At 73.4% G+C, this 26,752-nt stretch carries 20 protein-coding genes; 19 read left to right on the plus strand and 1 reads right to left on the minus strand.

Translation table 11 applies throughout. The annotated features are described in order from the left end of the window. Window positions 1–100: 100 nt before the first annotated feature. Window positions 101–1,315, plus strand: coding sequence for a cytochrome P450 (locus tag AB0F01_RS16270; RefSeq protein WP_362095305.1), 1,215 nt, complete (start codon window positions 101–103; stop codon window positions 1,313–1,315). Window positions 1,316–1,577: 262 nt separating this feature from the next. Here the strand turns inward: AB0F01_RS16270 and AB0F01_RS16275 are convergent, their stop codons facing one another. Continuing rightward, entirely contained in the window at window positions 1,578–3,947 is a 2,370-nt protein-coding gene (locus AB0F01_RS16275; protein WP_362095308.1) for a BTAD domain-containing putative transcriptional regulator, read from the minus strand. Between the two features lie 1,878 nt (window positions 3,948–5,825). On the opposite strand from AB0F01_RS16275, the gene AB0F01_RS16280 reads away from it, so the two are divergent. The 18 genes from AB0F01_RS16280 (at window position 5,826) to AB0F01_RS16365 (ending at window position 26,750) form a co-directional block, all read left to right on the plus strand. Next, on the plus strand, window positions 5,826–6,440 hold the full coding sequence (locus AB0F01_RS16280; protein WP_205077754.1) for a response regulator transcription factor: 615 nt from the start codon (window positions 5,826–5,828) through the stop codon (window positions 6,438–6,440). Continuing rightward, on the plus strand, window positions 6,437–7,228 hold the full coding sequence (locus tag AB0F01_RS16285) for an enoyl-CoA hydratase/isomerase family protein (RefSeq protein WP_362095311.1): 792 nt from the start codon (window positions 6,437–6,439) through the stop codon (window positions 7,226–7,228). The genes AB0F01_RS16280 and AB0F01_RS16285 overlap by 4 nt, the downstream gene beginning before the upstream one ends. A gap of 223 nt (window positions 7,229–7,451) precedes the next feature. Continuing rightward, window positions 7,452–8,408, plus strand: coding sequence for an ABC transporter ATP-binding protein (locus AB0F01_RS16290; protein WP_362095314.1), 957 nt, complete (start codon window positions 7,452–7,454; stop codon window positions 8,406–8,408). Between the two features lie 70 nt (window positions 8,409–8,478). Further along, window positions 8,479–9,285, plus strand: a complete 807-nt coding sequence (locus AB0F01_RS16295; protein WP_362095317.1) for an ABC transporter permease — start codon at window positions 8,479–8,481, stop codon at window positions 9,283–9,285. A gap of 200 nt (window positions 9,286–9,485) precedes the next feature. Then, the gene (locus AB0F01_RS16300) at window positions 9,486–10,778 is read left to right on the plus strand and encodes a beta-ketoacyl-[acyl-carrier-protein] synthase family protein (RefSeq protein ID WP_362095320.1); all 1,293 of its coding nucleotides are present in this window, start codon (window positions 9,486–9,488) and stop codon (window positions 10,776–10,778) included. Beyond that, window positions 10,775–12,562 carry a CoA-transferase gene (locus AB0F01_RS16305; RefSeq protein ID WP_362095323.1) on the plus strand — a complete coding sequence of 596 codons (1,788 nt, stop codon included), beginning with the start codon at window positions 10,775–10,777 and terminating at the stop codon, window positions 12,560–12,562. Before AB0F01_RS16300 ends, AB0F01_RS16305 begins: the two co-directional genes overlap by 4 nt. Next, window positions 12,559–13,602, plus strand: a complete 1,044-nt coding sequence (locus AB0F01_RS16310) for a ketoacyl-ACP synthase III (RefSeq protein WP_362095326.1) — start codon at window positions 12,559–12,561, stop codon at window positions 13,600–13,602. Before AB0F01_RS16305 ends, AB0F01_RS16310 begins: the two co-directional genes overlap by 4 nt. 65 nt (window positions 13,603–13,667) lie before the next feature. Then, the gene (locus tag AB0F01_RS16315) at window positions 13,668–14,636 is read left to right on the plus strand and encodes a ketoacyl-ACP synthase III (protein ID WP_362095328.1); all 969 of its coding nucleotides are present in this window, start codon (window positions 13,668–13,670) and stop codon (window positions 14,634–14,636) included. Next, window positions 14,629–15,540: an SDR family oxidoreductase gene (locus AB0F01_RS16320; RefSeq protein ID WP_362095331.1), complete on the plus strand. Its 912-nt coding sequence runs from the start codon at window positions 14,629–14,631 to the stop codon at window positions 15,538–15,540. Before AB0F01_RS16315 ends, AB0F01_RS16320 begins: the two co-directional genes overlap by 8 nt. Beyond that, complete coding sequence (locus AB0F01_RS16325; RefSeq protein ID WP_164333308.1) at window positions 15,537–16,361, plus strand: SDR family NAD(P)-dependent oxidoreductase; 825 nt, start codon at window positions 15,537–15,539, stop codon at window positions 16,359–16,361. Before AB0F01_RS16320 ends, AB0F01_RS16325 begins: the two co-directional genes overlap by 4 nt. Beyond that, the gene (locus AB0F01_RS16330) at window positions 16,358–17,746 is read left to right on the plus strand and encodes a beta-ketoacyl synthase N-terminal-like domain-containing protein (RefSeq protein WP_362095334.1); all 1,389 of its coding nucleotides are present in this window, start codon (window positions 16,358–16,360) and stop codon (window positions 17,744–17,746) included. Before AB0F01_RS16325 ends, AB0F01_RS16330 begins: the two co-directional genes overlap by 4 nt. Continuing rightward, complete coding sequence (locus AB0F01_RS16335) at window positions 17,736–19,016, plus strand: beta-ketoacyl synthase (RefSeq protein WP_362095337.1); 1,281 nt, start codon at window positions 17,736–17,738, stop codon at window positions 19,014–19,016. Before AB0F01_RS16330 ends, AB0F01_RS16335 begins: the two co-directional genes overlap by 11 nt. Continuing rightward, the gene (locus AB0F01_RS16340) at window positions 19,013–20,623 is read left to right on the plus strand and encodes an SDR family oxidoreductase (RefSeq protein WP_362095340.1); all 1,611 of its coding nucleotides are present in this window, start codon (window positions 19,013–19,015) and stop codon (window positions 20,621–20,623) included. Before AB0F01_RS16335 ends, AB0F01_RS16340 begins: the two co-directional genes overlap by 4 nt. Continuing rightward, window positions 20,620–21,435 (plus strand): SDR family oxidoreductase, encoded by an 816-nt coding sequence (locus AB0F01_RS16345; RefSeq protein ID WP_360598058.1) that lies wholly within the window; start codon window positions 20,620–20,622, stop codon window positions 21,433–21,435. Before AB0F01_RS16340 ends, AB0F01_RS16345 begins: the two co-directional genes overlap by 4 nt. Beyond that, window positions 21,435–23,171, plus strand: a complete 1,737-nt coding sequence (locus AB0F01_RS16350) for a CocE/NonD family hydrolase (protein WP_362095343.1) — start codon at window positions 21,435–21,437, stop codon at window positions 23,169–23,171. The genes AB0F01_RS16345 and AB0F01_RS16350 overlap by 1 nt, the downstream gene beginning before the upstream one ends. Continuing rightward, window positions 23,168–24,835 carry an ATP-dependent acyl-CoA ligase gene (locus AB0F01_RS16355; RefSeq protein ID WP_362095346.1) on the plus strand — a complete coding sequence of 556 codons (1,668 nt, stop codon included), beginning with the start codon at window positions 23,168–23,170 and terminating at the stop codon, window positions 24,833–24,835. The genes AB0F01_RS16350 and AB0F01_RS16355 overlap by 4 nt, the downstream gene beginning before the upstream one ends. Continuing rightward, on the plus strand, window positions 24,832–25,725 hold the full coding sequence (locus tag AB0F01_RS16360; protein ID WP_362095349.1) for an enoyl-CoA hydratase-related protein: 894 nt from the start codon (window positions 24,832–24,834) through the stop codon (window positions 25,723–25,725). The genes AB0F01_RS16355 and AB0F01_RS16360 overlap by 4 nt, the downstream gene beginning before the upstream one ends. A gap of 185 nt (window positions 25,726–25,910) precedes the next feature. Further along, window positions 25,911–26,750 carry an alpha/beta hydrolase gene (locus tag AB0F01_RS16365; protein WP_362095352.1) on the plus strand — a complete coding sequence of 280 codons (840 nt, stop codon included), beginning with the start codon at window positions 25,911–25,913 and terminating at the stop codon, window positions 26,748–26,750. Window positions 26,751–26,752 lie beyond the last annotated feature (2 nt).

A 26,752-nucleotide genomic window follows, 5' to 3' on the forward strand; every position in this document is an offset into this window, starting at 1 on the left:
CGGCGGTGAAGGACTGGCGACAGGTTCCCCCCACCCCGCTCCCGGGCTGTCAGGCTCCACACCGGACACCACGCGCAAGCAACAGGAGGTGCCGGGCCGTATGCGAGAACTGCCCGTCAAGTTCGACTCCCGCGACCCCTCCGTGGTCGCGGACCCCTACCCGGTGTATGCCGCTCTCCGCGCGTCCGGCCGCCTGGCCCGAGGCGCGGCCGGCCAGTGGGTGGTCTCGCACCACCAGGACGTCAGCCGGCTGCTCAAGGACCGTCGGCTCGGTCACGAGTACCCGCCGGAGTACCACGAGTTCTCCACCGGGCCCGGGCCCGCGAACGAGTTCCTGAAGCGGATCGTGCTGGACCAGGACGCGCCCGCGCACACCTTCCTGCGGGGCATCATGCAGCGTTCGTTCAGCCCGCGGCTGATGCGCAGGCTGGAGGACTACGTCGCCGTCCAGGTGGACCGGCTGATGGCCGAGGCCCAGGACCGGGCGGGCCGGGGCGGGGTCCTGGACGTGGTCGGCGACCTGGCGTTCCCGTTGCCGGTCACCGTGGTCTGCGAGCTGATCGGCATTCCGGACGTGGACCGGGAGGCGGTGCGGCCGCACGCGGTGGAGCTGGCCAAGGCGTTCGCCCTGTACGTGCCCGTGGAGGAGCGGGCGGCGGCGCACGCCGCGGTGACCTGGCTGCGCGAGTACGTCTCGGCGCTGGTCGACGAGCGGTCGAAAGAACCCGCCGACGACCTGGTCAGCAACCTGCTGGCGGCGCAGCGCACGCATCCCGGCTTCGACCGGGAGACGCTGGTCGACAACGTGGTGTTCCTGTTCTTCGCGGGCTTCGAGACCACCACGAACCTGATCTCCACGATCTTCTCCGCGCTGCTGCGGCACCCGGGGCAGTTGGCCCTGCTGCGGGGCCGGCCGGAGCTGGCGGTTCCGGCCGTCGAGGAGTTCCTGCGCTATGACGCGCCGATCCAGGCCACCGCGCGCTATGTGAAGGAGGCGGTGGAGATCGATGGCCGCACCGTGCGCGCGGGCCGCATCCTGGTGCTGCTGTTGGGGTCCGCCAACCATGATCCGGCCCGGTTCGCCGACCCCGAGCGGCTCGACATCACCCGTGACCCCAATCCGCACGTGAGTTTCGGTGGCGGTGTGCACCACTGCCTGGGCGCGGCCCTGGCGCAGGTGGAGGGGCGCGCCGTGCTGCGGTGGCTGGCGCACTCACCGGACACGCCGACCGCGGCGGGCGCCGTGGAGCGGCGGCCCAGCGTCACCTTCCGGGCCTACCGCAGCATTCCGGTCAGGTTCGAGCCCGCCGAGTGACCACCGGTGGCATCCGCGCCCTGACCCCGCCCGTCCCCCGTCCGCGGGGTGGGGCGACGCACCGGCCCCGGCCGCTTTCGTCCCCTGCCGCCTCCGACCGCACCGCTGCTCCTCCGACCTCACCGTGCCCGCGCGGCGGGCCCGGAGGGGGGATCGCCCGCGCGGCACCGGCCCCGGAGGAAGGACGGCCCGCGCGGGCCGTGGAAGTCGCCGGGCCCTGGAAGTCGCCGCACCACCCTTCGCGCGGACCGGACAGACCCGGCTACGGCACGCGCTCCCCGGGGCTGATGCCCCGGGCCCCGGCCGAGCTCGTCGCCGTGGCGGCCAGCGTCGCGCCGTGCTCCAGCAGACCGACGCCCCGGCACGTGGCTGCCAGCCCGAGCAGTGCCCCGCGGTACGCCTCGCTCTCCCGGCAGCCGGCGGCCCCGCCGTCCTCCTCCCCGTGCCTCTCCTCCTCCCGCCCGCCGCCCTCCGGTGCCAGGACGAACCGCAGGTTGCGCGCGAGCTGCGCGGCCGGGGCGAAGAACCCCTCCTGTCCGGAAGCACGCAGCGTCTCCACCATCGCAGGCAGCTCCCGCTCGCAGACCTCCATCGCCTCCTTTCGGCTGTTGATCTCGGGGAGGTGGGGTACGGCGCCGGATCCGGCAACGGAGCCGTCGTCCGGCCGCCCGAGGAGGAGGCAGCTACGCGAGGTGACCGCCAGGTGGTGGGCGAGCAGCCGACGAAGCGCGGAGCGCCGTTCCCCGCCGCACAGGAGCCTCTCGAACTCGCACGTGCCCGTCGTGACACCGGCCATGAGCCCATGCAGGGCGTAGCGGCCGATGTGGGATTGTTCGAGGAGGTTCACGTCGAGCAGGCCCTCCAGCAGCAGCTCGGCTTCGGCCGGATCGGTGCCGAGCAGGGCCGCCGCCTCGTGCACGCCCAGACTCGCGTCCGGCACCAGGGCCAGCACGCACAGGGCGTGGCGCTGCGCCTCGGTCAGCGCGTCGAAGGACAGCTGAAGCACCGACCGGACGCTCCGGTCGCCCACCTGGAGTTCGGCGGCCCGGCGTCGCGTGTTGCCCAGGCGCTGCACCAGATGGGACAGCGTCCAGGCGGGGCGGCTGCGCAGCTTGGCGGCGGCCAGGCGCAGTGCCAGCGGGAGTCCCTCACAGTACGTGACGAGCAGTTGTGCCGCCCGGGGCTCCAGCCCGCCCCCGAGCAGCTGCTCGAGGAGCTCTCGGGAGTCCCCCGCGCTCATCCGGGAGACCGGGCAGGGCTCGGTGCCGTCGAGGCCGTAGAGGCGACGGCGGCTGGTGATCAGTACGAGGGAACCGTGGCCCGGCGGCAGCAGCGGCACGATCTGCGCCTCGCTCGCGGCGTTGTCGAGCAGCAACAGCACCTTGGAGTCGGCCAGCCGGGCCCGCCACATGGCCACCTGGCTGTCCAGGTCCGACGGGATGTGCTGCGCTTCGACCCCCAGTGAGCCGAGGAGCACCTGAAGCACCTCGGCGGGTTCGCGGGGCCGCTCGCACGGACTGAACGCGTGCAGGTCGACGTAGAACTGGCCGTCCGGACAGTCCTGGGCCAGCCGACGGGCCGCGTGCAGGGCGAGAGCCGTCTTGCCGACGCCGCCCATGCCGTCGATGCAGACGAGCAGCGGCCCCGGGCCCCGGGAGCCCGCTCTGGCGGTCCGCAGCAGGGTGTCGACCTCCTCCCGGCGGCCGACGAAGTCGGTCGGTCCGTGCGGCAGGGTGCAGGTGCCCCGCACGGGTGCCTTGTGGGTCCGTGGCGCCACGTGCTGTCTACCCGCGTCGAGTTCGGTGGCGCCGGACTGGTGATGATCGCGGAGCGGAGCTCCGGCCCGCAGGTAGGTGAGCGCGTCACCGCACAGCACCGCTTCGTGCACCTGGGCCAGCGAGTGATCGGGGTCGATGCCCAGTTCGTCGCGGAGCAGGGTGCGTATCTCGGCGTACTCGGCGAGCGCGTCGGCCTGCCTGCCGGAGAGGGACAGCGCGAGCATGAGCTGTGCGCGCAGATCCTCCGCGAGCGGGTGCTGCGCCACGAGGTCCCGGAGGTCCTCTATCACCAGCGCCGGTGGCGACGAGCGCAGCCTCAGCGAGATCAGTTCCTTCTGGACGGCGAGCCGCCGCTCTTCCACCACCCGGGCGGCCGCGCGGATCGGGCCGTTCTCCAACTCGTCGCCGTCGACGATGTCTGCCGCCACCTGTCCGCGGAAGAGGGACAGGATCGTCTGCAGTTCCTGGATGAGCTGGGCCTCGCCCGCTCCGCTCTCCGCGAGTCTACGGACCCGCAGGCGGCGTTGGTTGAACTCCACCAGGTCGGACTCGACCGCGCTGACGTTCAGCCGGTAGTTCGGGCCGTCAGTGAGCAGGTGCGCGCCCGCGCCCGGTATGCACTGGCGGAGTTGGGCGACCGCCTTGCGCACCTGGTTGGAAGCGGTCGCCGGGCAGCACAAGCCCCAGACCCCCTTGGCGAGGCGGGGGGTGCTGAGCACTTCGCCGGGGGACAGCATCAGCACGGTGAGCACACGACGTGCCACGGTGCCGGGCAGACGGACGGGGGCGTCCCCGCAACGCACGCCGGCCGGCCCCAGCACCTGGAAGCGCAGTCCCCCTTCCGGCACGGTCATACGCTCGGCTCGCAGAGCACGGGCCGTGCCGTCCGGCGTGCCCCTGCCGTGGTGACGGACCACGGACATCGATGGTGAGCCGATGGCGCTCGGCCGCACTGCCGAGGCCGAGGACGCCCAGGACGGCCGAGCAGCCGACCGAGACCCTCTCCGCCTCGTGCGCCCGGGAGATGCCCGGGGTCTCCCCGCCTTCCGAGATCCTTCGCGGATCCGGTCTTTCCGACCTCTTCCGCTGATCCTGCCTTTCCGGACTCTTCCTGGGATCCTGTTCTTCGCGCCTCGGCGAGAGCCCCTCCCGGCAAGGCGGTCGACACCCCGCGCGGACCTTCCTGCCCACCGCGTCCGCCTCGCTGTGCGATCCGGCATCCAGGACCCGCTGCGAGCGCTGCGAAGGGGAGGAGTCCGAGGGGAGCCGGCACCAGCAGGCCCCGATGTGTCTCACCACCCAACGCGCCCACGTGCTCGTCGCGACACGCGCCTTCTCCCAGCACCACGCCATCCCCCAAACCGCCTGAACTACGACCGAAGGTCTGCCCCGCCTCTTGGCTCGAAGAGGGGGACCCAAGGCCAGACAGAGGAGGCGGCCCCCCGTGGGCCACCAAGTCGTCGCAATCTGTCACAAGAAGCGCACAGACGATCAGGCCGTACCCGCGAACACAAGCCGCAAACGTACTCGAATCAGCCCCGCTGCGCGCCGGGGATAAACATGGCTATTAATGCGCGATTCACTGGCCCCGACGGGCGGAATCATCCATTCTTCGCCCGCCACCGGTGCCGAATCGGGCCGAAAGCGTGCAGTCCACCCACAGGGTGGCGGTCGCCCGGCGACGAGGACGACGACGCGGGGAGCGCCACCCGGCCCGGAAGGCACGCACGCTCCTGGCGACGAGTACGGCCCGTACTGACCCTGGCCACCATGCAGAAGGCCCGACCTGGGCCTACGACATCCCCACCGGCACCCGCGAAGAAGCCGACGCCCCTGGCGCGCGCACCAAGGTCCCTCACGCGACCACGGACAACGGCCGGCCCCGCGGCCGGTGCGGCCCGCAGGCGTCTGCTCGGGCTGGCCGAATCACAGAGCCTCGGGCAAGCCTCGACCGCCGAGGTCCACGGACGGCCGACCACACCTCACCAGCAAAAGCGGACATGCCAGAAATATCTCTCGACAACCGAAAACATGCGGAAAGTGCGAAGTCGATCAAAGGATACGTCAATTCCCGGCGGGCATTCTTGACTGCCGGGCAATAATCCGCTGCGTGACAGTGGAGGATCCGGAGGTTACTATCGACCCGGATTCGGGGCCCGAACTCTCGCAGCGGTTTGCCCCGTGCGGCCTTCAGCGACCACCGGGTCGCAATGCGCCATCAGGGGGAAGTCGTGCTTCAGCCACATGACCCTTCGCGGTCAGGCTTTATCCGCGTGACGAGGCGGGTCGTCACGCCGGACCACCGTCATCCGGGCAGGTTGCGCCTGCCGCACCGCCACGCACACACGTCGGTCCACTGTTCCCGAGGATGTCACAGAGCCTTAACATCCCCACCGAAAACTGGAATCGAAAGTCCTTGAAAGTGGAACCGAACACGGCGCGGAAGCGTCTCCCATAGGGATTCTTATTCGCACGCAGACTGTCTACGCGCCAGTAATAACTGCCGGGCCGGAATTTCTACCCACCTTATTACCCGGCAGTATCCCCCGAGACAAGACGTCGCGTGCCCGCGAGCCTCAGCGGCTCCACTTCCACGCCGCTCCGACACCGCACCGGTGCGGTCTTGCCATCGGCGGGGTGGGCATCATCTCGCCAGTACGGTTCAACACATTCGCAATATGCCGAACGACAGGGCGCCCGACCGGCGCCGTTGGAGTACGAGGGGTTCTGGTATGGCCGAGACGGGCGGACGCGGGCTGATCGTCCTGCACTCGTCACCTTTGATACGCAAAGCGATCCTCGACCTGTTCCGGGGCGATCCGAACGTCACCGTGCTGGGCGGCTGCCCCCACCCGACCGCTGTCGACACCCTCCCCGGCGGCCGGCCCGACGTGGCGCTCGTGGAGTACGAGCAGTGGCCGGAGGTCCGTGGCAACCGGTCCTACTGGAGCGGAACCCGGGTCATCCTCTACAGCAGGGACAACGCGCCCCGCAGCGTGGTGGAGTGCATCAGGGGCGGGGCCGCGGGGTTCGTGCACGAGTCGTGCCCGCCCGAGTCCATCGTCAAGGGACTGCACGACGTGCTGAGCGGGCGCAGCTTCTGGCATCTGGGCACCGACGAGCCCCCGCAGCCGGCCCGGGACATCGGCGTGTGCCGTACATGGAAGCTGAGCGGACGCGAGGAGGAGATCCTCGGCCTCTTACTACGCCGCCGCTCCAACGAGGAGATCGCCCAGGAGCTGTGCCTCACGCAGCAGACCGTCAAGAACTACGCGAGCCGGGTCTTCCACAAGGTGGGCGTGTCCGGGCGCAAGGAGCTGTTCAGAATGCTGAGGCCCTGCGGATGAACCTCTCCGAGACGGCACCCGCAGCGGAGCAGGACCCCCTGCTCGTCGAGCGGAGCGGGCGGGTGGTCACGCTGACGCTCCATCGGCCGCACCGCCGCAATGCGATGTCCACCGCGATGCTGGAGCAACTGGCGGCGCGATTGAGCGACTTGACGGGCCGACGAGGTCCGACCCCCGGTGCGCTGGTGCTCACGGGGGCCGGTGGGACCTTCTCCAGCGGCGCCGACACCGGTGAACCCGACTGGCACGACCTGTCGCGCCGCGCGGTGCGGCGGGCCCACTTCCGCACGGTGTTCGCGGCGTTGCACGAGGCCCCCTTCCCCCTGGTCGCCGCCGTCGAGGGGTACGCCCTCGGGGGCGGCCTCGAACTCGCCCTGGCCTGCGACCTGGTGGTGGCCGGCGAGGGTGCGCTGTTCGGCCTGCCGGAGTTGGGGGTGGGCGCGGTCCCCGGCGGCGGCGCGGTCCACTCGCTGCTGCGCCGGGCCGGACGCGGAGTGGCCGCCCGGATGCTGCTGATCCCCGGTGAGCGCCTGCGGGCGGACGAACTCGCCCGGCTGGGCGCGGTGGAGCGCACCGTTCCCGACGGCGACGCGCTCGCCGAGGCGCAGGCGCTGGCGGCGTCGGTGGCCGCCGGTGATCCGGCCCTCCTGGCTGCGGGAGTCCGGCTGTTGCGGGACTCCGGGCACCTGGACCGCACGGCGGCGCTCGGGGTGGAGAACGGCTACTGGTGGCAGGCGGCCTCCGCCGCGAACCGGGAGCCCTCCCCGCCCTCGGAGCGCCGCTCCTGACGCCGCCGCGGCGTGAACGTTTCGCGCCACGGGGCCAGGCGTTTCGTTGCGGCATGTGGGCCGCCCCGATAGCCTGTTGATCAGATTCAGTAAACACTGAATATGCTGTACGTGCCGTGCCGTACGGCGGATACCGACCCCCCCGCCCTTCACCCCCGTCGCCCGCCACACCGGCCGGCCGTGGACGCACGAGCCGTGGGCGCAAGAGGAGAGCAGAAGAGACGTGACCCCTCTCATCGAATGTACGGACGTCACCAAGAAGTTCGGTGACTTCACCGCGCTGAGCCGGCTGAACCTGACGGTCCCCCAGGGCGTGGTCTACGGATATCTGGGCCCCAACGGAGCGGGCAAGAGCACCACGATCCGCATGCTCATGGGCCTGTCCCGGCCCACGTCCGGCGTGGTCCGGGTCCTCGGCCAGGACCCGGACCGGCCCGAGGTGCGGGGGCGTATCGGCTACCTGCCCGGCGAACTGCGGCTGGACGAACGGCTGACCATCGGGCAGACCCTGGCATCCTGGGGACGGCTTCGCGGGATGACCGACACCGCCTACCGGGACGAGCTGGTCCAGCGGTTCGGCATCGACCCGTCACGCAAGGTCCGGGGACTGTCCACGGGCAATCGCCGCAAGGTCGGCCTGGTCGGCGCCTTCATGGCCAGGCCGGAACTGCTGGTCCTGGACGAACCGACCAACGGGCTCGACCCGTTGATGCAGCAGGTGTTCCTCGGCACGGTCGAGGAGGCCCGGGACAACGGGCAGAGCGTGCTGCTCTCCTCGCACATCCTCTCCGAGGTCGAGCGGGTCGCGGACCAGGTGGCGGTGCTCCAGGGCGGCAGACTCGCCGCCTCCGGACCGACGCACGAGCTGCGCCGCCGGGCCGCGCAGCGCTTCCACATCACCTTCGCGGAGGACGAGGACGTCCCGCTCGCCGCGCTGGGCTCCCTGGACGGGGCGTCGGACGTGGAACGGCGCAGGCCCGGGGGCCAGGAGGTCAGCCTGGCCTGGACCGGATCGCCCGACCCGCTCCTGAAGCTCCTGGCCGGGCACCGGATCACCACGCTCACGGCGCCCGAACCGGACCTGGAGGAGGCGTTCCTGGAGTACTACCAGAGCGACGTCCCGGGCAGCCGGGGCACCGCGGCCGACGAGCCGTCCCCGGGCTCCGCCCCCGTGCGGTGACCGCCGCAGTCACCGTCACGGGTCTTCAGTCACCAAGGCCGCTCCCCCGGGCCGGCCGGAAGGGAAACACATGTCGTCGCCCAGCTCGGAGATCTTCCGGCGCGGAGTACAGATCCAGAAACGCACCCTGATCGCCTGGTCGGCCGCGCTGGTCCTGCTCGCGCTCTCCGTCGCCGGGGCCTGGCCCTCGATGGAGAAGTCCGGCGCGCTGGAGGACTTCGCCTCCGGCGTCTCGCCGGAGGTGGCCACGGCCTTCGGGATCGACCAGATCAGCAGCGCCAGCGGCTACCTCAAGGGCAACCTGTACGCGGTCCTGCTGCCGCTGCTCCTCGGCCTGATGGCCGTGACCGCGACCGCCGCCCTGACCGGCGGCGACGAGGAGGCCGGGCGGCTCGAACTGCTGCTGGCGCTGCCGGTGGCCCGCCGCACGGTCTTCCTGGTGCGCTTCCTCTGCGTGGCCTTCGGCCTGGTCGTCACCAGTCTCCTGGTCTGGCTGTCGGTCTACGGCTCGGTCGTCGCCTTCGACATGGACGTCTCCGGGGGCGGGGTCGCCGCCGTGACGCTGACGGTCGGCCTGCTGGCCGTCCTGCACGCCGGGGTCGCCTACGCCGTCGTCGGATTCGGTTTCGGACGCGGTCCCGCGCTGGGCGTGGCGGCCGGTGTGCTCGTCGTCGGCTATCTGCTGCACGCCATCGCGCCGATGTCCGACGCTCTGGAGCCGCTGTCGAACATCTCCCCGTGGGAGTGGGCGCTGGGCAACGACCCGCTGGTCGACGGCGTTCCGTGGGGCGGGGTCGCGCTGCTGCTGGTCCTCTCGGTCCTGGTCGTCGCCGCCGGTACGCACGCGGTCGGCCGACGGGACGTCAAGAACGCCTGAAAAGCCAGCCCTTCCGCGCCCGAAGCGGCCCGGTCCCTCCCCTCGCGGAGGTGCCCGGGCCGCTTTCGTGCGTAGGCGCGTCTACCGCACGGGGTTGACGGATCCGGCGGAAAATCGAGTACCGGGAGTCATCGAACCGGCCGAGTATGAGTACTTGACGGCCATATCGAGGCTCGTGTAGGAGCGGTTAGCTTCGCTCCATGGACAGCAGCCGAGACCTCTCCCCGGACCTCTCCGATCCCGTCGTGCTGACCGGCATCGGGTGCGTGCTGCCCGGCACCCCCGATGTCCACGCCTTCTGGAGGCATGTCTCCACCGGAACCCCCCAGGTGAGCCGGCTGGAGAAGCCGGCGTTCGCCGCTGCCGGGCTGCCGGTCCACGCGGCCGCGCAGCTGGGTGCGTTCGACACCGCGGTCCGGCTGCCGGACCTCGATCCGGCGCACGCCGCCAAGTACAACCGCGACATCCTGGCCACCATGGCGGCCGTCGGCGACGCGCTCGCGGACGCCGGGATCGCCCGGGGCCAGGTCGCCCCGGAGCGGCTGAGCATCGTCCAGTCCTCCTCCCGCGGCCCGCTGTCCTGGTGGGCCGAGACCATGACGGCCGGCCCCGACCAGGACCCGTACGCCGGCAAGGCGACGGCCATGTTCCGCGGTCTCGCCGGCTGCCCGGCCACGCTGGCCGCCATCGCCGTCGGGGCCAAGGGCCTGGTCACCACGGTCAGCAGCGCCTGCGTCGGCGGCCACCACGCGATCGGCCTCGCGCTGCGCGAGCTGCGCTCGGGCAGCGCCGACGTGGTGCTGGCCGGGGGCCACGAGTTCCCGATCACCCCGGAGGTCGCCCGCTGCTACCTGGGCCTCGGGGACGGGGTGCTCTCCCCGGAGGAGGAGGACCCCGCCTCCGCCGTCCGCCCCTACGACCGCGACCGGCGCGGATTCGCCCTGGGCGAGGGCGCGATGACGCTCTGCCTGGAGCGCGAGTCCTCCGCCCGCGAGCGCGGCGCCCGGATCTACGCGCGGATCCTGGGCCACCGCGCGCTCAACGAGGCCGACCACGCCACCAGCATGGATCTGACCGGAGACGTCACCGCCTCCGTCGTCGCGGCCGTGCTCGACGACGCCGGGCGCAAGCCCGACGAGGTGGGGTACGTCTGCGGCCACGGCACCGCCACCCGGTACAACGACCTCGCCGAGAGCCGGGCCCTGCGCCGGCTGCTGCCGCACCGCGACGACGCCGACCTGCCGCCGCACGGCTCCAACAAGCCCATCTACGGCCACACCTTCGGCATGGCCGGAATCATCAACGTCGCCGCCACCTCGCTGATGCTCCACCACCAGCGGCTGGCCCCGACCGCCAACCACCGCACGCCGGACCCCGAGTGCGACCACGACCACGTCGCCGAGGGACCCCGCGACACCGAGTTCGACCTGGCGGTCTCGCTGTCCTTCGCCTTCGGCTCGCAGACCTCCGTCATGGCCCTGGAGCACGCATGACCACAACGCCCGACCACCCTGCCGCCACGGGCCACCGGAGCGGCCCCTACCTGGCCGCCGACCCCGACGACCTGATACGCCGCTTCGTCCGCGAGGGCGACCACCTGCACGCGGCGGCGACGATGTCGCGGCCCAACGCCCTGCTCAACGCGGTCTGCCGGACCTTCGCCGGCAGCCGCAGCCTGACCGTGAGCACCACCGCCGTGCACTCCAGCGCCCACGCGCTCGCCCTCTCCGGCGCCGTGCGCAAGGTGATCACCGGCTTCGTCGGGGACACCTACCCCTCGCCGCGCCCCAACCGCCTCTACCGCGAACTGGCCGAGGGCCGGCCGTTCGAGATCGAGATGTGGTCGCTGCTGACCTACACCCAGCGGCTGATGGCCGCGGCACTCGGCCAGCCGTTCGCCACCACCGGCTCGAGGCTCGCCGAGACCGACCTCCGGCACGGCAAGGAGGGCAGCCTCCACCTGGTGCCGCACCCGGAGGACCCGGAGCGCACCGTCACCCTGCTCAGCCCGCTGCGCCCCCGCTTCGCCCTCTTCCACGGCGTCGTCGCGGACAGCCGGGGCAACGTCGTGGCCTGCCCCCCGCTGGGCGAGGGCCCCTGGGCCGCGTACGCAGCCACCGACGGCGTCCTCGCCTCCGTGGAGGCGATCGTCGACGACGAGGTGGTCGCGGCGATGCCGGACCGGGTGGTGATCCCCGCCGCCCGTGTCCTCGGCCTGTGCGAGGCTCCGCTCGGCGCCCACCCGCAGTCGCTGCGTACCGGCCGTCTCGCCGGGGTCGACGGCTACCTGGACGACTACGACTTCCTCACCGACATCGTCGGCGCCTGCACGACCCCGGAGACCGCCGCCGCCTGGTACGAGGAGTGGGTCGGCGGGGTGTCGGGCCACGCCGAGTACCTGGAGAAGCTGGGCGAGCGGCGCCGCTCCGGACTGCTCTTCCCGGCTCCCCCGGGCGGCAGCGCCGTCGCGGAGCAGGCCGCCCCGCCGGTGGACGCGTCCGCCGCGCCCACCGAGCAGGAGCAGCTCATCGTGCTCGGTGCCCGCGCCGTCGCCGACCTGGTCCGGGAGCGCGGCTACGACACGCTGCTCGCCGGGATCGGCACCTCGCACATGGCGGCGTGGCTGGCGGCCCGGCTGCTGGCGGACGACGGCATCCAGGTGCGGGTCGCCGCCGAACTGGGCCTGCAGTCGATGGACCCCGAGCCCGGCGACGTCTTCCTCTTCAGCCAGCGTCACGCCGAGCGTTCGCAGATGCTCGCGGGCGTCGCGGAGACGCTGGGCGGCGCGGTCGCCGCCAACCCCCGCTGCCTGGGCGTGCTGTCGGCGGCGGAGATCGACCCGGACGCCAACATCAACACGACGCTGCTGCCGAACGGCCGCTGGATCACCGGCTCCGGCGGGGCCAACGACATCGCCTCGACCGTGGACTGCGTGGTGGTCGCGGCCGCCTCGGCCCGCCGCTACGTGCCGCGGCTGGCCCACCTCACCAGTCCGGGCCGGCGGGTCCGGGACGTGGTCAGCCAGTTCGGGCGCTTCACCCGCACCGGAGCCGGCGACGCGTTCGAGCTGACGAGCTGGCTGCCGCCGGTGCCCGGCCGGGGCCGCACCGAGGCGGACCTGCCCGACGGTCCCGAGGCGGCGGTCCGCGACCTGACCGGGTGGGACTTCCCCGACGGATCCACGGGAGTCAGCGCGTTCCTGCACGACGAGAAGGCCGTCACCACCGAAGAACTCGCGCTCCTGCGCACCATGGACCCGGAAGGCTGCTACCGATGACCACCACCGCCGAGACCGTCCCCGACCCGGCGACAGCCCATCTGCGCCCCCTGCCGCCCACCGCGATCGCCCCCGTGCGGCTCGCCGGGATCGGCCACTACTTCCCCGGCGAGCCGATCACCAACGCCCACTTCGAGCAGCTCGACGCGCTGGGCATCGACGACGCCTGGATCCGCGAGAACACCGGGATCGTCAGCCGGCACTGGCCGGCCGACGACAAGGAGCGCGCGGTGGAGATGGCGGCCAGGGCGGTGGACGACGCGCTGAGCGCCGCCGGTCTGGGACCCGACGACATCGACCTCGTCATCGGCACGACCTCGACGACCCGCCCGCGCACCAACCCCTCCAGCGCCACCAACAACTACATGGACATCTCGCTGCCGCTGCAGAAGCAGGCCGGGCTGCGGCACGCCACCTGCTTCGACGTCACCTCGGTGGCCTGCGCCGGCTTCATGTACGGCACCGCGACCGCCGCCGCGATGCTCCCGGCGCTCGGCATGCGCAACGCGCTGGTCGTCTGCGCGGAGAACCCCCGCCCGATCCTGAACTTCGACTACCGCTACTCGGCGCTGTTCGGGGCGGGCGCCGCCGCCGCGGTCTGGTCGGCGGACACCGCGGAACGCGGACTGCTGGACGTGGCGCTGCACGCGGACGGCTCGTACTTCGACGCCTTCGACATCGACGAGAACGACAAGATGCTGATGCGCGGCCGTGAGGTCGGCGCGGTCGGCCCGAAGCTGCTCACCCACGTGGGCCGGGAGATCCTGGAGCGCAACGGCCTGACGGTGGACGACATCGACTGGTTCGTGCCGCACCAGGGCAACCTCAACATGATCAACCAGGTGAGCCGGGCGCTGGAGATCCCGGGAGACAAGCTCATGACGAACATCCAGGAGCGGGGCAACACCTCCAGCGTCTCCATCCCGAGCTGCCTCTCGGAGAACCTGAGCGCCGGGAGGATCCGCTCCGGCGATCTCGTCGCGGCCATCGGCATCGGCCGCGGCTTCAGCTGGGGCGCGATGCTCCTGCGCATCCCGTGAGCCCGGCCTCATCCCCCTCCGCCGGGCCGTGGCCGGCACCACCGCACAGTACGGGAAGACGAGAGATGCACGACGAGACCTCCCTGTGGCGCGAGAGCGGACTGCGCCTGTCCGGGTTCGGGCACTACTACCCACGCCTTCTCCTCGAGAACGGCAGCGCCGACGACCCCGCGGGCAACGCGGTGGACGAGGCCGTCATCGGCCGGCTCGACGTCCGCAGCCGCCATGTGGCGGACGAGGACGAGACCCCCGCGTACATGGCGGTGCGCGCCGCCCACTCGGCGCTGGAGCAGGCCGGCGTCACGCCCGACGAGCTGGACCTGGTGATCGTCAGCAACTGGACGGACCGCCAGTTCGTCCCCGAGTGGGCCCCGCACACCGCCCATCTGCTGGGCGCCGACCGGGCCCTGGCCTTCGACGTGTGCGGTGCCTGCACGGGGTTCGTGCACGGCGTGCAGACGGCGGCGGCGTACTTCGGCACGCACAGCACCTGGCGGCACGCGCTGGTCGTCTCCAGCGAGCGGTTCTCGCGCCGGGTGCGCCCCGGCAGCAAGGGCGAGCTGATCGTGGGCGACGCGGCCGGCGCGGCCGTGCTCTCGCGCGGCGCCGAGCCGGACGCGGGGCTGTGGGACTCGCTGCTGATCAGCGACGGCTCCGGCCGGGAGACGGTCACCGCCCACCCGCCCAACGGGTGGATCAAGAGCAGCCGCGAGCTGGTCTCCATCGCCGCCGCCTCGCACGCCGACCTGGCCGCCCGGATGCTGGCCCGCTCGGGCGTCACGATGGACGAGATCGACTGGGTCGTACCGCATCCCGGCACGGGTCAGCTGCACGCCGCGGTGCGCGAGCGGCTCTCCATCCCGCAGGAGCGCTTCGTCACCAACTACGAGATCCGGGCGAACACCGGCAGCGCCTCGGTGCCGATCGTGCTGTCCGAGATGGCGCGCGACGGCCGGCTGAAAGCCGGTGACCTCTGCTACACGCCCACGGTGGGCTCCGGCTGGTACTACGGGGGGCTGCTCTTCCGTGTCTGATCAGCCATCACTTTCCGGGCGGCACGACGCCGTCCACGGGACCGCCCTGGTCACCGGCGGCAGCCGGGGCCTGGGCGCGGCCATCGCCCGGCGTCTGGCCGCGGCGGGCCGGCACACCGTGATCTGCGGGCGCGACCCCCAGAGCCTGGACGCGGCCGTGAAGGCGGCGGCCGACGACGGGCTCGTCCTGCACGCCGTGCGGGCGGACGTCACCGACGAGCGCTCCGTGGCCGACCTGTTCGAGCGGCTGGCCGAGGACGCACCGCCGCTCGGGCTCTGCGTCAACAACGCGGGCAGCAACTTCTCCCGCCGCCTGGTGAGCGTCAGGGAACGGCCCGACGGGCCTCCCCTGCTCTCCCCGCACCCGCTGGAGGACTTCGAACAGGTGTTGACCTCCCTGCTCACCGGCACCTTCCTGGTCGGCCGGCACGCGGCGCAGACGATGCTGGCCGCCGGCACGCCCGGAGCCATCGTCAACATCTCCTCCACCGTGCGCAGGGGCGCGTACGGGCAGTCGGCGTACTGCGCCGCCAAGTCCGGGGTGGAGGCGCTGACCCGCACCTGGGCGACCGAGCTGGGCGAGTACGGCATCCGGGTCAGCGCGGTGGCGCCCGGAGTCGTCGACGGTGAGGCACTGCGCCGCCGGTCGGCGGCGAACGAGCGGCACGCGGCCTACATGGCCGATCTGCGGCGCCATGTGCCGCTGCGCCGCTGGTGCGAAGAGAAGGACGTGGCGGAGGCGGTCGTCTTCGCCGCCGACAACCCCTCGGTGACCGGCACGGTGCTGGAGGTCGACGCGGGCGGGCTGCCGCCTCGCGTCCTGCCCCCGGCCGACCGGATCCCCGTAACCAGCACGGCAGCCGCGACGGCGGACCTCCCCGAGAAAGCGGAGAACACAGCATGACCAGCGGCTTCGCACCCACCCTGCTCCAGGGCAGGACCACCTTCCTGACCGGCGCCAGCAGCGGCATCGGCGCCGTCCTGGCGACGATGCTCGCCGCCCACGGCTCCCGGGTGGCGCTCATGGCACGCAGCGAGAAGGAGCTGCGGCTGCTGGCCGAGCGGATCGAGGCGGACGGCGGACGGGCGGTGGCGGTCCCCGGCGACCTCACCGACCCCGACAGCGTGCGCGCCTGCGTCCGCGAGGCCGAGGAGCGGCTCGGCCCGGTCGACCGGCTGGTGCACTGCGCGGGCGAGGCCCGCAACCAGGCGTTCCTGTGCGACCAGGACGAGGACCAGTGGATGGCCACCCTCGACATCAATCTGCTGGGGGCCTTCCGGGTCGCCCGTGCGATCGTGCCGGGGATGATGGAGCGGCGCGAGGGCAACATCGTGATGGTCTCCTCCATCGCCGGGAAGCGCGGGCTGCCCGCCAACACCTCGTACTGCGCGTCGAAGTTCGGACTGAACGGCCTGACGCAGGCGCTCGCCGCCGAGCTGGGCGCCTTCGGCGTGCGGGTCAACGCGGTCTGCCCCGGGCTCACCGACAGCCCGGCCGCCACGGACGGCGAGCGGTACGGCGACCCGTTCATGGCAGCCATCGCCAAGCACCACGGTCCGGCTGACCTGACCTGGGAGCGGTATCTGAAGCGGGCGGTCAACAGCACCATCCTGCGCCGTCTGGTGCGCCCGGAGGAGATCGCGGCGCAGGTGCTGTTCCTGCTCTCCGACCTGTCCGGCGGGATGACCGGGCAGGCCGTCAACGTGGACGCGGGGGCTCTGTGAGCGAGGAGTACGGCCGGGCGCGGGGCGAACCGGCACCGCCCGAGGACCCGTTCGCCCCGGCGGCGCGCCCCTGGGCCCCCGGCCCCCGGGACGCGCTGGTCACCGGCATGGGCTTCTGTCTGCCCGGCGCGGCGGACGAGCCGGTGCGCACGGCCGGGCAGGTCTGGGCGACGGCCGCCACCGGGGCCAGTCATGTCGAACGCGACGGCTTCCACCACGGCACCGTGCGCGGGGCCCGGGAGGCGTTCGAGGAACTGCTGCCGGACGTCCCCTCCCGCTATCTGCGCAGCTACGCCGACGTCCACCTCTACGGGATGGTCTCGTTGGTCGAAGCCTGCCGGGACGCCGGCCTCGACCACACGGCGGGCGAGCTGCGCGGTGCGGACGTGCTGACCGCGCGGGCGGGGGTGGACAGCAACTACGACAGCTACCGCGCCTGGCACGACGCCGATCCGTCGACGGTCGGCCCGAGGGAGGCCAAGTCCCTCTTCGTACGGCTCCTGGTGGCGGGCACCTCCAGCGACGTCGGTCCGGTCCAGGCCGCGTTGCTCGGCTCCACCGGCGCCAACTACACGGTGAGCTGCGGCTGCGCCTCCTCCTCGGTGCTGCTCGGCATCGCCCGCACGATGATCGCCGCCGGGCAGAGCGACCTCGTCGTCGTCACCGGGGTGGACCGCTTCGACACCGAACGGGTGCTGCACGGCCACCGGTTGCGGGAGGTCGTCGAGCGCGAGGCCGTCACCGTGCGGCACAACGACGATCCGCCGGCCGCGCCGCGCCACGACCGGCCGATGCGCCCCTACGACGCGGCGGGCGACTGCATGAACTACGGCGACGGCTCGGTCACCCTGATCCTGGAGAGCCGGGAGCACGCCGCCGCTCGCGGCGCCCGCGCGCACGGGGCGGTCCTCGGCCAGGCCACCACACGCTCCGGGCTCAACAGCGCGGTGGCCATCGACACCGGCGGCACCGCGCTGGCCGAGGCGGCCCGCCGCGCCCTGGGCGACCACACCTCGCTGGCGCGGATCCCGTACGTCAACGGGGGCGGCGAGGGCGACGCGCTGTTCACCCGGATCGAGTCCAACGCCGTCCGGTCCCTGTGGGGTGACAGGTCCCCGCAGGTGCTGGTGAGTTCGCAGGAGGCGTGCTTCGGGCACAGCGGTGCGCCGCTCGGCGCGCTGGGCACGGCGCTGACGCTGATGATGATGCGGGAAGGGGCGGTCTGCCCCACCGCCAACTGCACGGACCCGTCACCGGTCTGCTCCTTCGACCCGGTGCCGGGAACCACGACGCGTGCCCTGGAGTTCGACCGGGCGCTGAGCTTCAACTACCAGGTGGGCGGGGTCAACAGCGCGCTGCTGCTGGGAGGTGGCGATGCCTGCTGAGACACCCCTGCTGCGGCTCTCCGGCGCCGGGTTCGTGCTGCCGGGGCCGGACGGCGGTGCCTGCACCGACCTGGACACCTTCTGGCGGGTGGTGCGCGACGGGACGAGCTGCCTCTCCCCGTACGACCGTCCCGGCCTCCCCCTCCGGATCGCCGGAACGGTCGGCCAGTGGGACCCGGAGAAGGAACTACCGCTTTCCCAGCGGCAGATACGCCGTTCGTCGCGTGCCGGGCTGATGGCCACGGGCGCGGTCGCCCGGGCCCTGGAGCAGGCCGGGCTGACCGCCGCGGACCTCGACGCCGAGCGCACCGCGCTGGTCGCCTGCTCGCTCCAGTTCGCCTTCCCCGAGACCGAGCGCTACTACGAGCTGGCCCGGGACAAGGGCGTCGCCGCCCTCGGCATGGAGTACTGGCTCAACGGGACCCCGCCCAGCGTGATCGGCACCGTCGCCTCCGGACTGCGGCTCCCCTGCCAGACGCTCAGCGTGGCGGGCTCCTGCAACGTGGCGCTGCGTACGCTCCACCTGGTCCAGCAGATGTTCCGCTGCGGGGACATCGACCGGGCCGTCGTCGTCGGTGTGGACACCACCGTGGACCCGGTGTTCGTGGCCGGCACCAGCCACACCGGGCGCAGCGGCTACCGCGCCTCCTCGCTGTCCGACGACCCCTCCGACGTCCGGCCGCACGACGAGATCCAGACCGGCAACGCCACCGGGGAGGGCGCCCTCGCCGTCGTCCTGGAGGACCCGGCGGCGACCGGGGACCGGCCCGGGCTGCGGTACCGCGCGCATCTGCGCACCTCGCGCTCCAACGGCCCCTCCACCGTCGCCACCGGCCCGCCCGACAACGTGGTGGGCGACGTGCTGGCCACGCTCGCGTCGGCCGCGCGCGGGCCGGGTGATCTGGCGTTCGTCAACGACTACGCGGACGGCAACCGGTTCGTCGAGGACCACCTGTGCCAGGCGCTGGCCGGCATCCGGAAGGCGACGGGGTACGAGGGCGAGCTGCGGCTGACCAACCAGGAGGCGGTCTTCGGACACGTCGCCGGGACCGGCGGCCTGGTCAAACTCCTCGGCAGCCTCCTGATGCTGCGTCACGGCCGGATCGCGCCCAGCGCCAACACCCTGACGCCGTACGCGGCGCTGCCGGGCGATCCGGTGCTCGCGGGCGGCCTGGCGACCGGGGGCGACAGCGCGCTGGTGCTCGCCTCCGGGGCGGGCGGTGACGCCACCAGCATGCTCATCGAATACGAAGGCGGCGACTTGCCATGACCCACGTACACAGCACGGCGGCGCGGCCCGGGACGGCCGTGGCGGGGGACCCGCTGCGGGCGCCGGTCGACGCCCGCCTGGTCGTCGACGCCACCGGGGCGCCGGGCACTCCGGTCGACGCGCTCACCGACGCGCTCGGCGCCCTGGGGCTCTCCCCCGAAGCCCCAGAGGCCCTCGAAGCCCCCGAAACCCCCGGCACCGGCCGGACCGGCACCGCGGAACCCGCCCCGGCCGCCTACTGCGCGCTACTGCTCGGCGAGGAGGCGTACGGCGCGGAGCGCTCGCCGGGGCTGGACCGGGCACGCATCCGGTCGGCCGCCCTGGCGATGGCGTCCGCGGGCCGGGGCCGCCTGGTCCTGGTGACCGACGCGACGGGCGAGCCGCACGCCGGGACCGACCCCGGCCGGCACGCCCGGCTCGCCGCCGACCGGGCCTGGTGGCAGCACCTGGTCACCGAGGTCGCCGGGCGCGGCGTCGTCGGCAACACCGTGGTCACCGGCTACTCCCCCGGCCTGGGCCACCGCCTCTCCCCCGCCGCCGAGGCCGGCCTGCTGCGCTATCTCGTGCAGCGCCGGACCACCACGGCCGCCGATGTGGCCGCCGGTGTGGCCTTCCTGGTCTCCGAGGGATGCTCGTACCTGGTCGGGGAGACACTGCCGGCCGACGGAGGCGCGGGGCTGGGCCACATCCCGTCGCTGCCCGCCGGGCCGCCCGCCGTCCCCGCGCCGCGCCGCGGCGCCGCGGCCTCGCATCCGGCCCCGGAGCCGGTCACCGGCCAGGACCTCCTGGGACGTACGGTCCTGGTGGCGGGGGCCAGCAGCGGCATCGGCCGGGCCGCCGCCCTCCATCTCGCGGGGCGCGGGGCGGACGTGGTGCTGGCGGCGCGCCGGACCTCGGCGCTGGAGGAGGTCGCCGCCGGCGTCGAGGACCGCGGCCGCCGGGCGTGGGCGCTGCGCTGCGACCTCTCCGACGCCGAGGACGCGGCCTCGCTCGGCGAGCGCGCCTGGCGGACGGCCGGCGGCGTCACCTCACTGCTGTACGCGGCCGGGCACCTGGGCTTCAGCGCGGTCGGCGGCGACCCCGCCTCCGCCGCCCGGACCTTCGCCGTGAACCTGCACGGCTTCGTCGCGGTCACCGAGTACCTGACGGCCCGCTGGCGGGACGAGGGGACGGCCGGCGCGGTGGTCGGGGTCTCCTCGGTCAGCTCCACGCTCAGCCCGGTCGCGGGGCTGGAGTACTACGGGGCGAGCAAGGCGGCGATGGCGCAGTACATCCGGTGCCTCGCGGTCTCGCTGGCCCGCCACGGCATCCGCGCCAACTGCGTGGCCCCCGGCATCATCGAGACGCCGATGGGTGACGCGGCGGGCCCCGAGCACCGGCGCGGCTGGATCAGCCGGATACCGGCCGGACGGGTCGGCGACCCGCGTGAGGTCGCGGCCGTCCTCGGCCATCTGCTCAGCGGTTCGGCCGCCCGGACGACCGGTGCGGTGCTGCGCGCGGACGGCGGCTTCGGCCTCGGCGACGTGGCGCCGCTGCGGCCGGGCTACCCGGAACCGGCGTCCGCCCAGGCCGCGTCGGCGGACGCGGCGCCGGGAGAGCAGCGGTGAGCGCCGCGGGAGTGGCGGGCGGCCCTCCGGTCGCCCTCGTCGCCGGCGCCTCCTCCGGCATCGGGGCCGCGGTCGCCCGCCGCCTGGCCGCCCGCGGCAGCGCCGTGGCGCTGGTCGGCCGGCGGGAGGCCGAGCTGAAGGAGGTCGCGGAGTCGATCCGCGAGGCCGGGGGGACCGCGCTGCCGGTCGCCCTGGACCTTGCCGAGCCCGGCGCCCCCGCCGAGGCGGTCGCCGCGACCGCCGCCGCGCTGGGGCCGGTGGGGCTGCTGGTGTGCAGCGCCGGCGCCATCCGGCTGGCCGCCGTCCACGAGACCGAGGAGCGGCACTGGGAGCGGCAGGTGCGGGTGAACCTCACCGTGCCGTTCCTGCTGGCCCGCGCGGTGCTGCCGGGGATGCGGGAACGCGGCCACGGCTGGGTCGTGAACATCGGCTCGGGCGTCGGCTCGGAGGTGGTGCCGGGCAGTGGTGCCTACGGCGTCAGCAAGCACGCCGTGCACCGGCTCACCGAACTGATCCATGAGGAGAACCGCGACTTCGGTGTCCGCGCGGTCGCCGTCGCCCCGGGCTGGGTCTCCACCCGGCTCGCGGCCCGGCCCGGCGACCTCGGCGTCCCCGAGGAGGAGGTCCTGGACGCGGAGGACGTCGCGGACACCGTCGCGTGGCTGCTGGACCGGCCGGCCCGGATGAGCGTGGGCCCGCTGGTCCGCGTCGAGCCCTCGGCGAGCCGGGCCGCCGCCGGTGACGCCATGACCCGCCATCTGAACCGCTCCCGCGCCGGGAGCGCCGGACCGGCCCCCGAGGAGAACCGCTGATGGGCAGGACCACCCTCATCGAGCACGACGTGCCGGTGGAGATGCGCGACGGAACGGTGCTGCGGGCCGATGTCTGGCGGCCCGCCGACGCGGCGCCCTCGCCCGCCGTCCTCTTCCGCACGCCGTACGGCAAGTCCGCCCTGGGACTGGCCACCCTGACCCCGTCCCAGTGCGTGGACCGGGGGTACGCGGCGGTGGTGCAGGACACCCGTGGCCGGTTCGCCTCGGAGGGCGAGTGGGCCCCGCTGGACTGGGCGCAGGAGGGCCCGGACGGCTACGACACGGTCGAGTGGGCCGCGCGGCAGCCGTGGTGCGACGGGAACGTGGCCATGGCGGGCACCTCGTACCAGGCGATCGTCCAGTGGCTGGCCGCCATGGAGAAGCCGCCGCACCTGCGGGCCATCGCGCCCGCGATGTCGACCTCCGCGGCCTTCGACGCCGAGCAGCTGGGTGGTTGCCTGCGGCTGGACCACCTCACGAGCTGGCTCGGTCTGACGGCGCTGGAGTGGGTGCAGCGCCGGGCCGCGGCGGGCGATCCGGTGGACGCGGCGGTCGTCGCCGAGGTCGTCCAGCTCCTCACCACGCCCGACGTGCCGCTGCGCCGCCTGCCGTTGTCGGCCGTCCTCGACTTCGAGGGGTTCCCCGGCCGGCTCCGGGACGTCTTCGCGGGGAAGACGGCGACGGTGGCCGACTACCGCATCGGCGACGTCGGCGTGCCCACCTTCTCGGTAGGCGGCTGGTACGACGTGTTCTCCTACGGCACGATCGAGCTGCACCGTGCGGTGCGCGCCCAGGACCCGGTGGCCGGGCGGCACGAGCTGGTCGTCGGGCCCTGGGTGCACTCCGGTCAGCTGCCGCAGGTGCAGGGCGAGGTGAACACGGGCCCGTACGGTTCGGCGCAGGGCGCGCGGCTGGCCGATCTGCACCTGGACTTCTTCGACCGCCATCTGCGGCCGGCCGGACCCGACACGGAGCAGGCCGCGGGCGGTGACGGCGCCGGAAAGGCCGCGGGCGGTGACGTCCGGTACTTCCTCTTCGGTGACGACACCTGGCACCGGGCCGAGAGCTGGCCGCCACCCGAGGCCGTGGACGCCTCCTGGTACCTGGCGGGTCCGGAGGGCGACGGGAAGGGCGGCCGGCTCCTGTCCGCACCGCCCCCTGGGGGCGTGGGGCGGGACGCGTTCACCTACGACCCGGAGGACCCGGTGCCCTCGCACGGCGGGCGGGTGCTCCAGCTGGGCCGGCTGGCGGCGGGTCCGCTCAACCAGGCGCACCTGGAGAGCAGGCCGGACGTGCTCCTGTACACCTCCGAGCCGCTCACCGAGCCGCTGGACGTCGTGGGCCGGCAGCGGCTGCGGCTCCGCTTCGGCTCGGACGCGCCCGCCACCGCCGTGGTCGCCAAGCTCACCGACGTGTGCCCGGACGGGCGTTCACTGCTCGTGGCCGAGGCCAGTCTCCGGCTGGAGGGCCCGGGAGGCGCCCCGCAGGAGGAGCCGTACGACGCCGATCTGCTGCTCGGTGACACCGCGTGGCGCTTCGCCCCCGGGCACCGGCTGCGCGTCCACGTCACCAGCAGCAACTTCCCCCACCTGGACCGGCATCCCAACCTTCCCGGTCCGGTCGGCGAGGCGGACCACTGCCGGCCCGCACGGCAGACGGTCTGGCACGGGGGCCCCTACCACAGTGTGCTGCGGTTGCAGGTGCTGCCCGCCCCAGGGGCCGGGGAGACCGCGTGAGCGAGGACATACTCGATCCGGCGTCCGCCGACGTGCCGACGGCCGAGCAGTGCGTCCTCGGACCCCTGCTCCGCCGCCGCGCCGCCGCCACGCCGACGGCGCCGTACGCGCTGATGCCGGACGGCGACACCTGGTCGTACGCGCGCACCCTTCGGGAGACCGAGGAGACGGCCGCCGCGCTCCAGGCGCTGGGCGTCGCCCCCGGGGAGCTGGTGCTGAGCTGGCTGCCCAACGGGGCGGACGCGCTGCGCGTCTGGTACGGGGTCAACCTGGCGGGCGCGGTGCTGGTGCCGCTGAACATCGCCTACCGGGGCGCGATCCTGCGCCAGGTGATCGCCGACAGCGGGGCCGCGGTGCTGGTCTGCCGGCCGTCGCTGGCGGCCCGGCTGGCGCAAGGGGACGAGCGGGCCGGGTCGGTGCGCACGGTGGTGCTGCTGCCCGGTCCCGACGACACGCCACAGGAGGTGGCGGCGCTCGCCGGGCGGCTCTCCGCGCGCTACCGGGTGGAGACGGGACTGCGGGCGGACCGGGCGGAGTTCACCGAGCCGGTGCCCGCGCCGCAGCCGTGGGACCCGCAGACCGTCGTCTACACCTCCGGGACGACCGGCCCCTCCAAAGGGGTCGTCTCCTCCTACGCGCACCTGTACAGCAGTTGCACCGCCGCCTTCCACGGCATGGCCGGACCGCAGGACCGCTATCTGCTCCAGCTGCCGCTGTTCCACGCGGGCGGCACGATCGGGGCGTACGGGATGCTGGTGCACGGCGGTTCGGTGACGGTCGTGCCCGCCTTCAGCACCGGTGAGTTCTGGCCGCTGATCCGGCGTACGGGGACGACCCTCTGCACGCTGCTCGGCGTGATGGCGACCTATCTGCTCAAGCAGCCGCCGCTGCCGCAGGACACCGCGCATCCGCTGCGGGCCGCCTACGTCATCCCGTTCACCGAGGGGGCCGAGGAGTTCTCCCGGCGGTTCGGGGTGTCGGTCCGCGCGCTGTTCAACATGACCGAGGTGTCTTGTCCGGTGCTGTCCGCGCCCGACCATCGCCCGGGGGTCCCGATGCACTGCGGGCGCCCCCGGCCGGGCATCACCGCCCGGGTGGTCGACGACCACGACCGGGAGGTGCCGGACGGCGAGGCGGGCGAACTGGTGCTGCGGGCGGACCGGCCGTGGTCGTTCCTGAGCGGCTATCTGGGGCGGCCGGCCGAGACGGCCGCGGTGTGGCGCAACGGCTGGTTCCACACCGGGGACACCTTCCGGCGCGCGCCGGACGGCGGGCTGGTCTTCGTGGACCGCAAGAAGGACGCCATCCGCCGACGCGGCGAGAACATCTCGTCCTTCGAGGTCGAGGCCCAGGCGGTGGCCCACCCGGGGGTGCTGGAGGCGGCGGCGGTGGCGGTCCCCGGCGACGAGGGCGAGGACGAGGTGCTGCTGGTGGTGGCGGACCGCGACCCGGCGGCGCCGGTCGACCCGGCGGCGCTGCTGGAGTTCCTCCGGGAGCGGCTGGCCCACTTCATGCTGCCGCGCTACGTCCGGGTGCTGCCGGAGCTGCCCAAGACCCCGACCGGCAAGCCCACCAAGCACACGCTGCGCGCCGAGGGCGTGGTGGCGGGGACGTGGGACCGCGAGGCCGCCGGGATCCGCGTACGCAGGGAGAGGATCGTATGAGCCAGGGAGTGACCGACGCGGGCACGGGGTCCGCGGCCGAGTGGGCGGGGGCGGCGACCGAGTCGTTCGCGGACTTCGCCGACCGGGTGGACGGCAAGGAGGACGTGCCGCTGCGCGCCTCGCTGGTGGACGGGGTCGCCACGCTGACTCTGGACCGGCCGCACCGCCGCAACAGTCTCGATCTGGCGCTCTCCCGCCATCTCCTGCTCGGCCTGATGTGCGCGGGGGACGACCGCCGGGTGCGCACGGTCGTGCTCACCGGGAGCGGCGGGGCGTTCTGCGCGGGCGACGACGTGGAGAGCGTACGGCGGTGGCGGCTGGGCGACCGGGTGGACACCCCCTTCGACCCGATCACCTCGGACGCGCACTACCTGCGGGTCTGCGAGGCGATCCTGCACCTGCCGAAGCCGGTGATCGCGGGGCTGACCGGCGCGGCGGCGGGCGCCGGGGCGGAGATCGCCTGCGCCGCCGACTTCCGGCTGGCGGACACCCGTGCCTCGATCGGCAGTTGCCTGGCCGGGGTCGGCCATGTGGGGAACGTGGTGCTGATGTCCCGGCTGACCGGTCCGGCGCGGGCGACGGAGATCTACCTCACCGGGCGGATGGTGTCGGGGGACGAGGCGGTGCACCTGGGCCTGTTCGACCGGCTCTGCGCACCGGAGGATTTCGACCGCGAACTGGCGAAGCTGGCCGGCCGGTTCGCCGCGCTTCCGACCGCGTCGGTGGGGCTGTTCAAGGAACTGCGGGAGCGCAGCTGGGGCCAGCCGGCGGAGTACGGGCTGCGGCTCCAGGACGCGTACCACCTCAGGACGCACGCCACGGTGGCCGACGCCCGCGAGGGGATGGCCGCCTTCGCGGAGAAGCGGCAGCCCCGTTTCACCGGCGGCTGAGGGCTCCGGTGTCCCCGCCGGGACCGCCGGCCGGCCGGTGCGGCCGTCCGCCTTTGCGGCCGCGACGGATAGAGTATTCTGATTCTGATGAACGAAGCGCTGCGGCACCCCCGCCGGGCGGCCTCGCCGCCCCCTCACCCCGCCCTGCCCGCGTCGGCCGCCGGCCGCGACGAGGGACCCGGACGATGACCGGCCCCGCGCGCCGGACGGTCGCCGGGTCCGGGGTCGAGGAGACGGCGCACAGCCTCGACACCTCCGGTGCGCGGCTGCACTACTGGACGGCCGGCGCGGCGGACCGCCCGGGCATCGCCCTCACCCACGGCGCCGGGGCCGACCACCGCATGTTCGACCCGCAGATCCCGGCCCTGGTGAACGCGGGCTACCGCACCCTGCGCTGGGACGTGCGCTACCACGGGGCGTCCGCCTCCCGCACCGGCAGGTTCCGCACGGTCCACGCGGCGGACGACCTGGCGGCGCTGCTGGACGCGGCCGGGATGCCGCGGCCCGTGGTGCTGCTGGGCCAGTCCATGGGCGGCAACATCGCCCAGGAGTACCTGCGCCGGCGACCCGAGGAGGTCTCCGCGCTGGTGGTGATCGGCTCCACGTCCAGCACCCTGCCCATCACCCGGCGCGAACAGCGCACACTGGCCCTCTCGCGCCTCCTCCTGCGGCTGGTCCCCTTCGGCCGGCTGACCCGGTCGATGGCGCGGGCGTCGGCGGAGAGTCCGCGGGCCCGGGAGTATCTGCACGAGGCGTTCGCGGCGAACGGGCGGCGTTCCTTCCTCACCACCTGGGACGGCATGACCCGCGCGATCGACCCTTCCCCGGGCTACCGCGTGGAGAAGCCCGAGCTGCTGCTCTGCGGTGAGCACGACGGCACCGGTAACATCCGCTCGGCGATGGAACGGTGGAGCGAACGCGATCCCCACAGCGAGTTCCATGTGATCCCCGGTGCCGGACACGTCGCCAATCTGGACCGTCCCGACGAGGTCAACCGGCTGACCGTCGCCTTCCTGAAGGCCTGAGA

The organism is Streptomyces sp. NPDC029526 (assembly GCF_040637405.1).
Taxonomy (GTDB): Bacteria; Actinomycetota; Actinomycetes; order Streptomycetales; family Streptomycetaceae; genus Streptomyces.

Coding starts and splice junctions, on each gene's coding strand:
- AB0F01_RS16340 (WP_362095340.1), top strand. CDS start 19,013: ATGACCCACGTACACAGCACGGCGGCGCGGCCCGGGACGGCCGTGGCG.
- AB0F01_RS16270 (WP_362095305.1), top strand. CDS start 101: ATGCGAGAACTGCCCGTCAAGTTCGACTCCCGCGACCCCTCCGTGGTC.
- AB0F01_RS16365 (WP_362095352.1), top strand. CDS start 25,911: ATGACCGGCCCCGCGCGCCGGACGGTCGCCGGGTCCGGGGTCGAGGAG.
- AB0F01_RS16315 (WP_362095328.1), top strand. CDS start 13,668: ATGCACGACGAGACCTCCCTGTGGCGCGAGAGCGGACTGCGCCTGTCC.
- AB0F01_RS16275 (WP_362095308.1), bottom strand. CDS start 3,947: ATGACCGTGCCGGAAGGGGGACTGCGCTTCCAGGTGCTGGGGCCGGCC.
- AB0F01_RS16335 (WP_362095337.1), top strand. CDS start 17,736: ATGCCTGCTGAGACACCCCTGCTGCGGCTCTCCGGCGCCGGGTTCGTG.
- AB0F01_RS16325 (WP_164333308.1), top strand. CDS start 15,537: ATGACCAGCGGCTTCGCACCCACCCTGCTCCAGGGCAGGACCACCTTC.
- AB0F01_RS16280 (WP_205077754.1), top strand. CDS start 5,826: ATGGCCGAGACGGGCGGACGCGGGCTGATCGTCCTGCACTCGTCACCT.
- AB0F01_RS16295 (WP_362095317.1), top strand. CDS start 8,479: ATGTCGTCGCCCAGCTCGGAGATCTTCCGGCGCGGAGTACAGATCCAG.
- AB0F01_RS16310 (WP_362095326.1), top strand. CDS start 12,559: ATGACCACCACCGCCGAGACCGTCCCCGACCCGGCGACAGCCCATCTG.
- AB0F01_RS16360 (WP_362095349.1), top strand. CDS start 24,832: ATGAGCCAGGGAGTGACCGACGCGGGCACGGGGTCCGCGGCCGAGTGG.
- AB0F01_RS16300 (WP_362095320.1), top strand. CDS start 9,486: ATGGACAGCAGCCGAGACCTCTCCCCGGACCTCTCCGATCCCGTCGTG.
- AB0F01_RS16285 (WP_362095311.1), top strand. CDS start 6,437: ATGAACCTCTCCGAGACGGCACCCGCAGCGGAGCAGGACCCCCTGCTC.
- AB0F01_RS16350 (WP_362095343.1), top strand. CDS start 21,435: ATGGGCAGGACCACCCTCATCGAGCACGACGTGCCGGTGGAGATGCGC.
- AB0F01_RS16305 (WP_362095323.1), top strand. CDS start 10,775: ATGACCACAACGCCCGACCACCCTGCCGCCACGGGCCACCGGAGCGGC.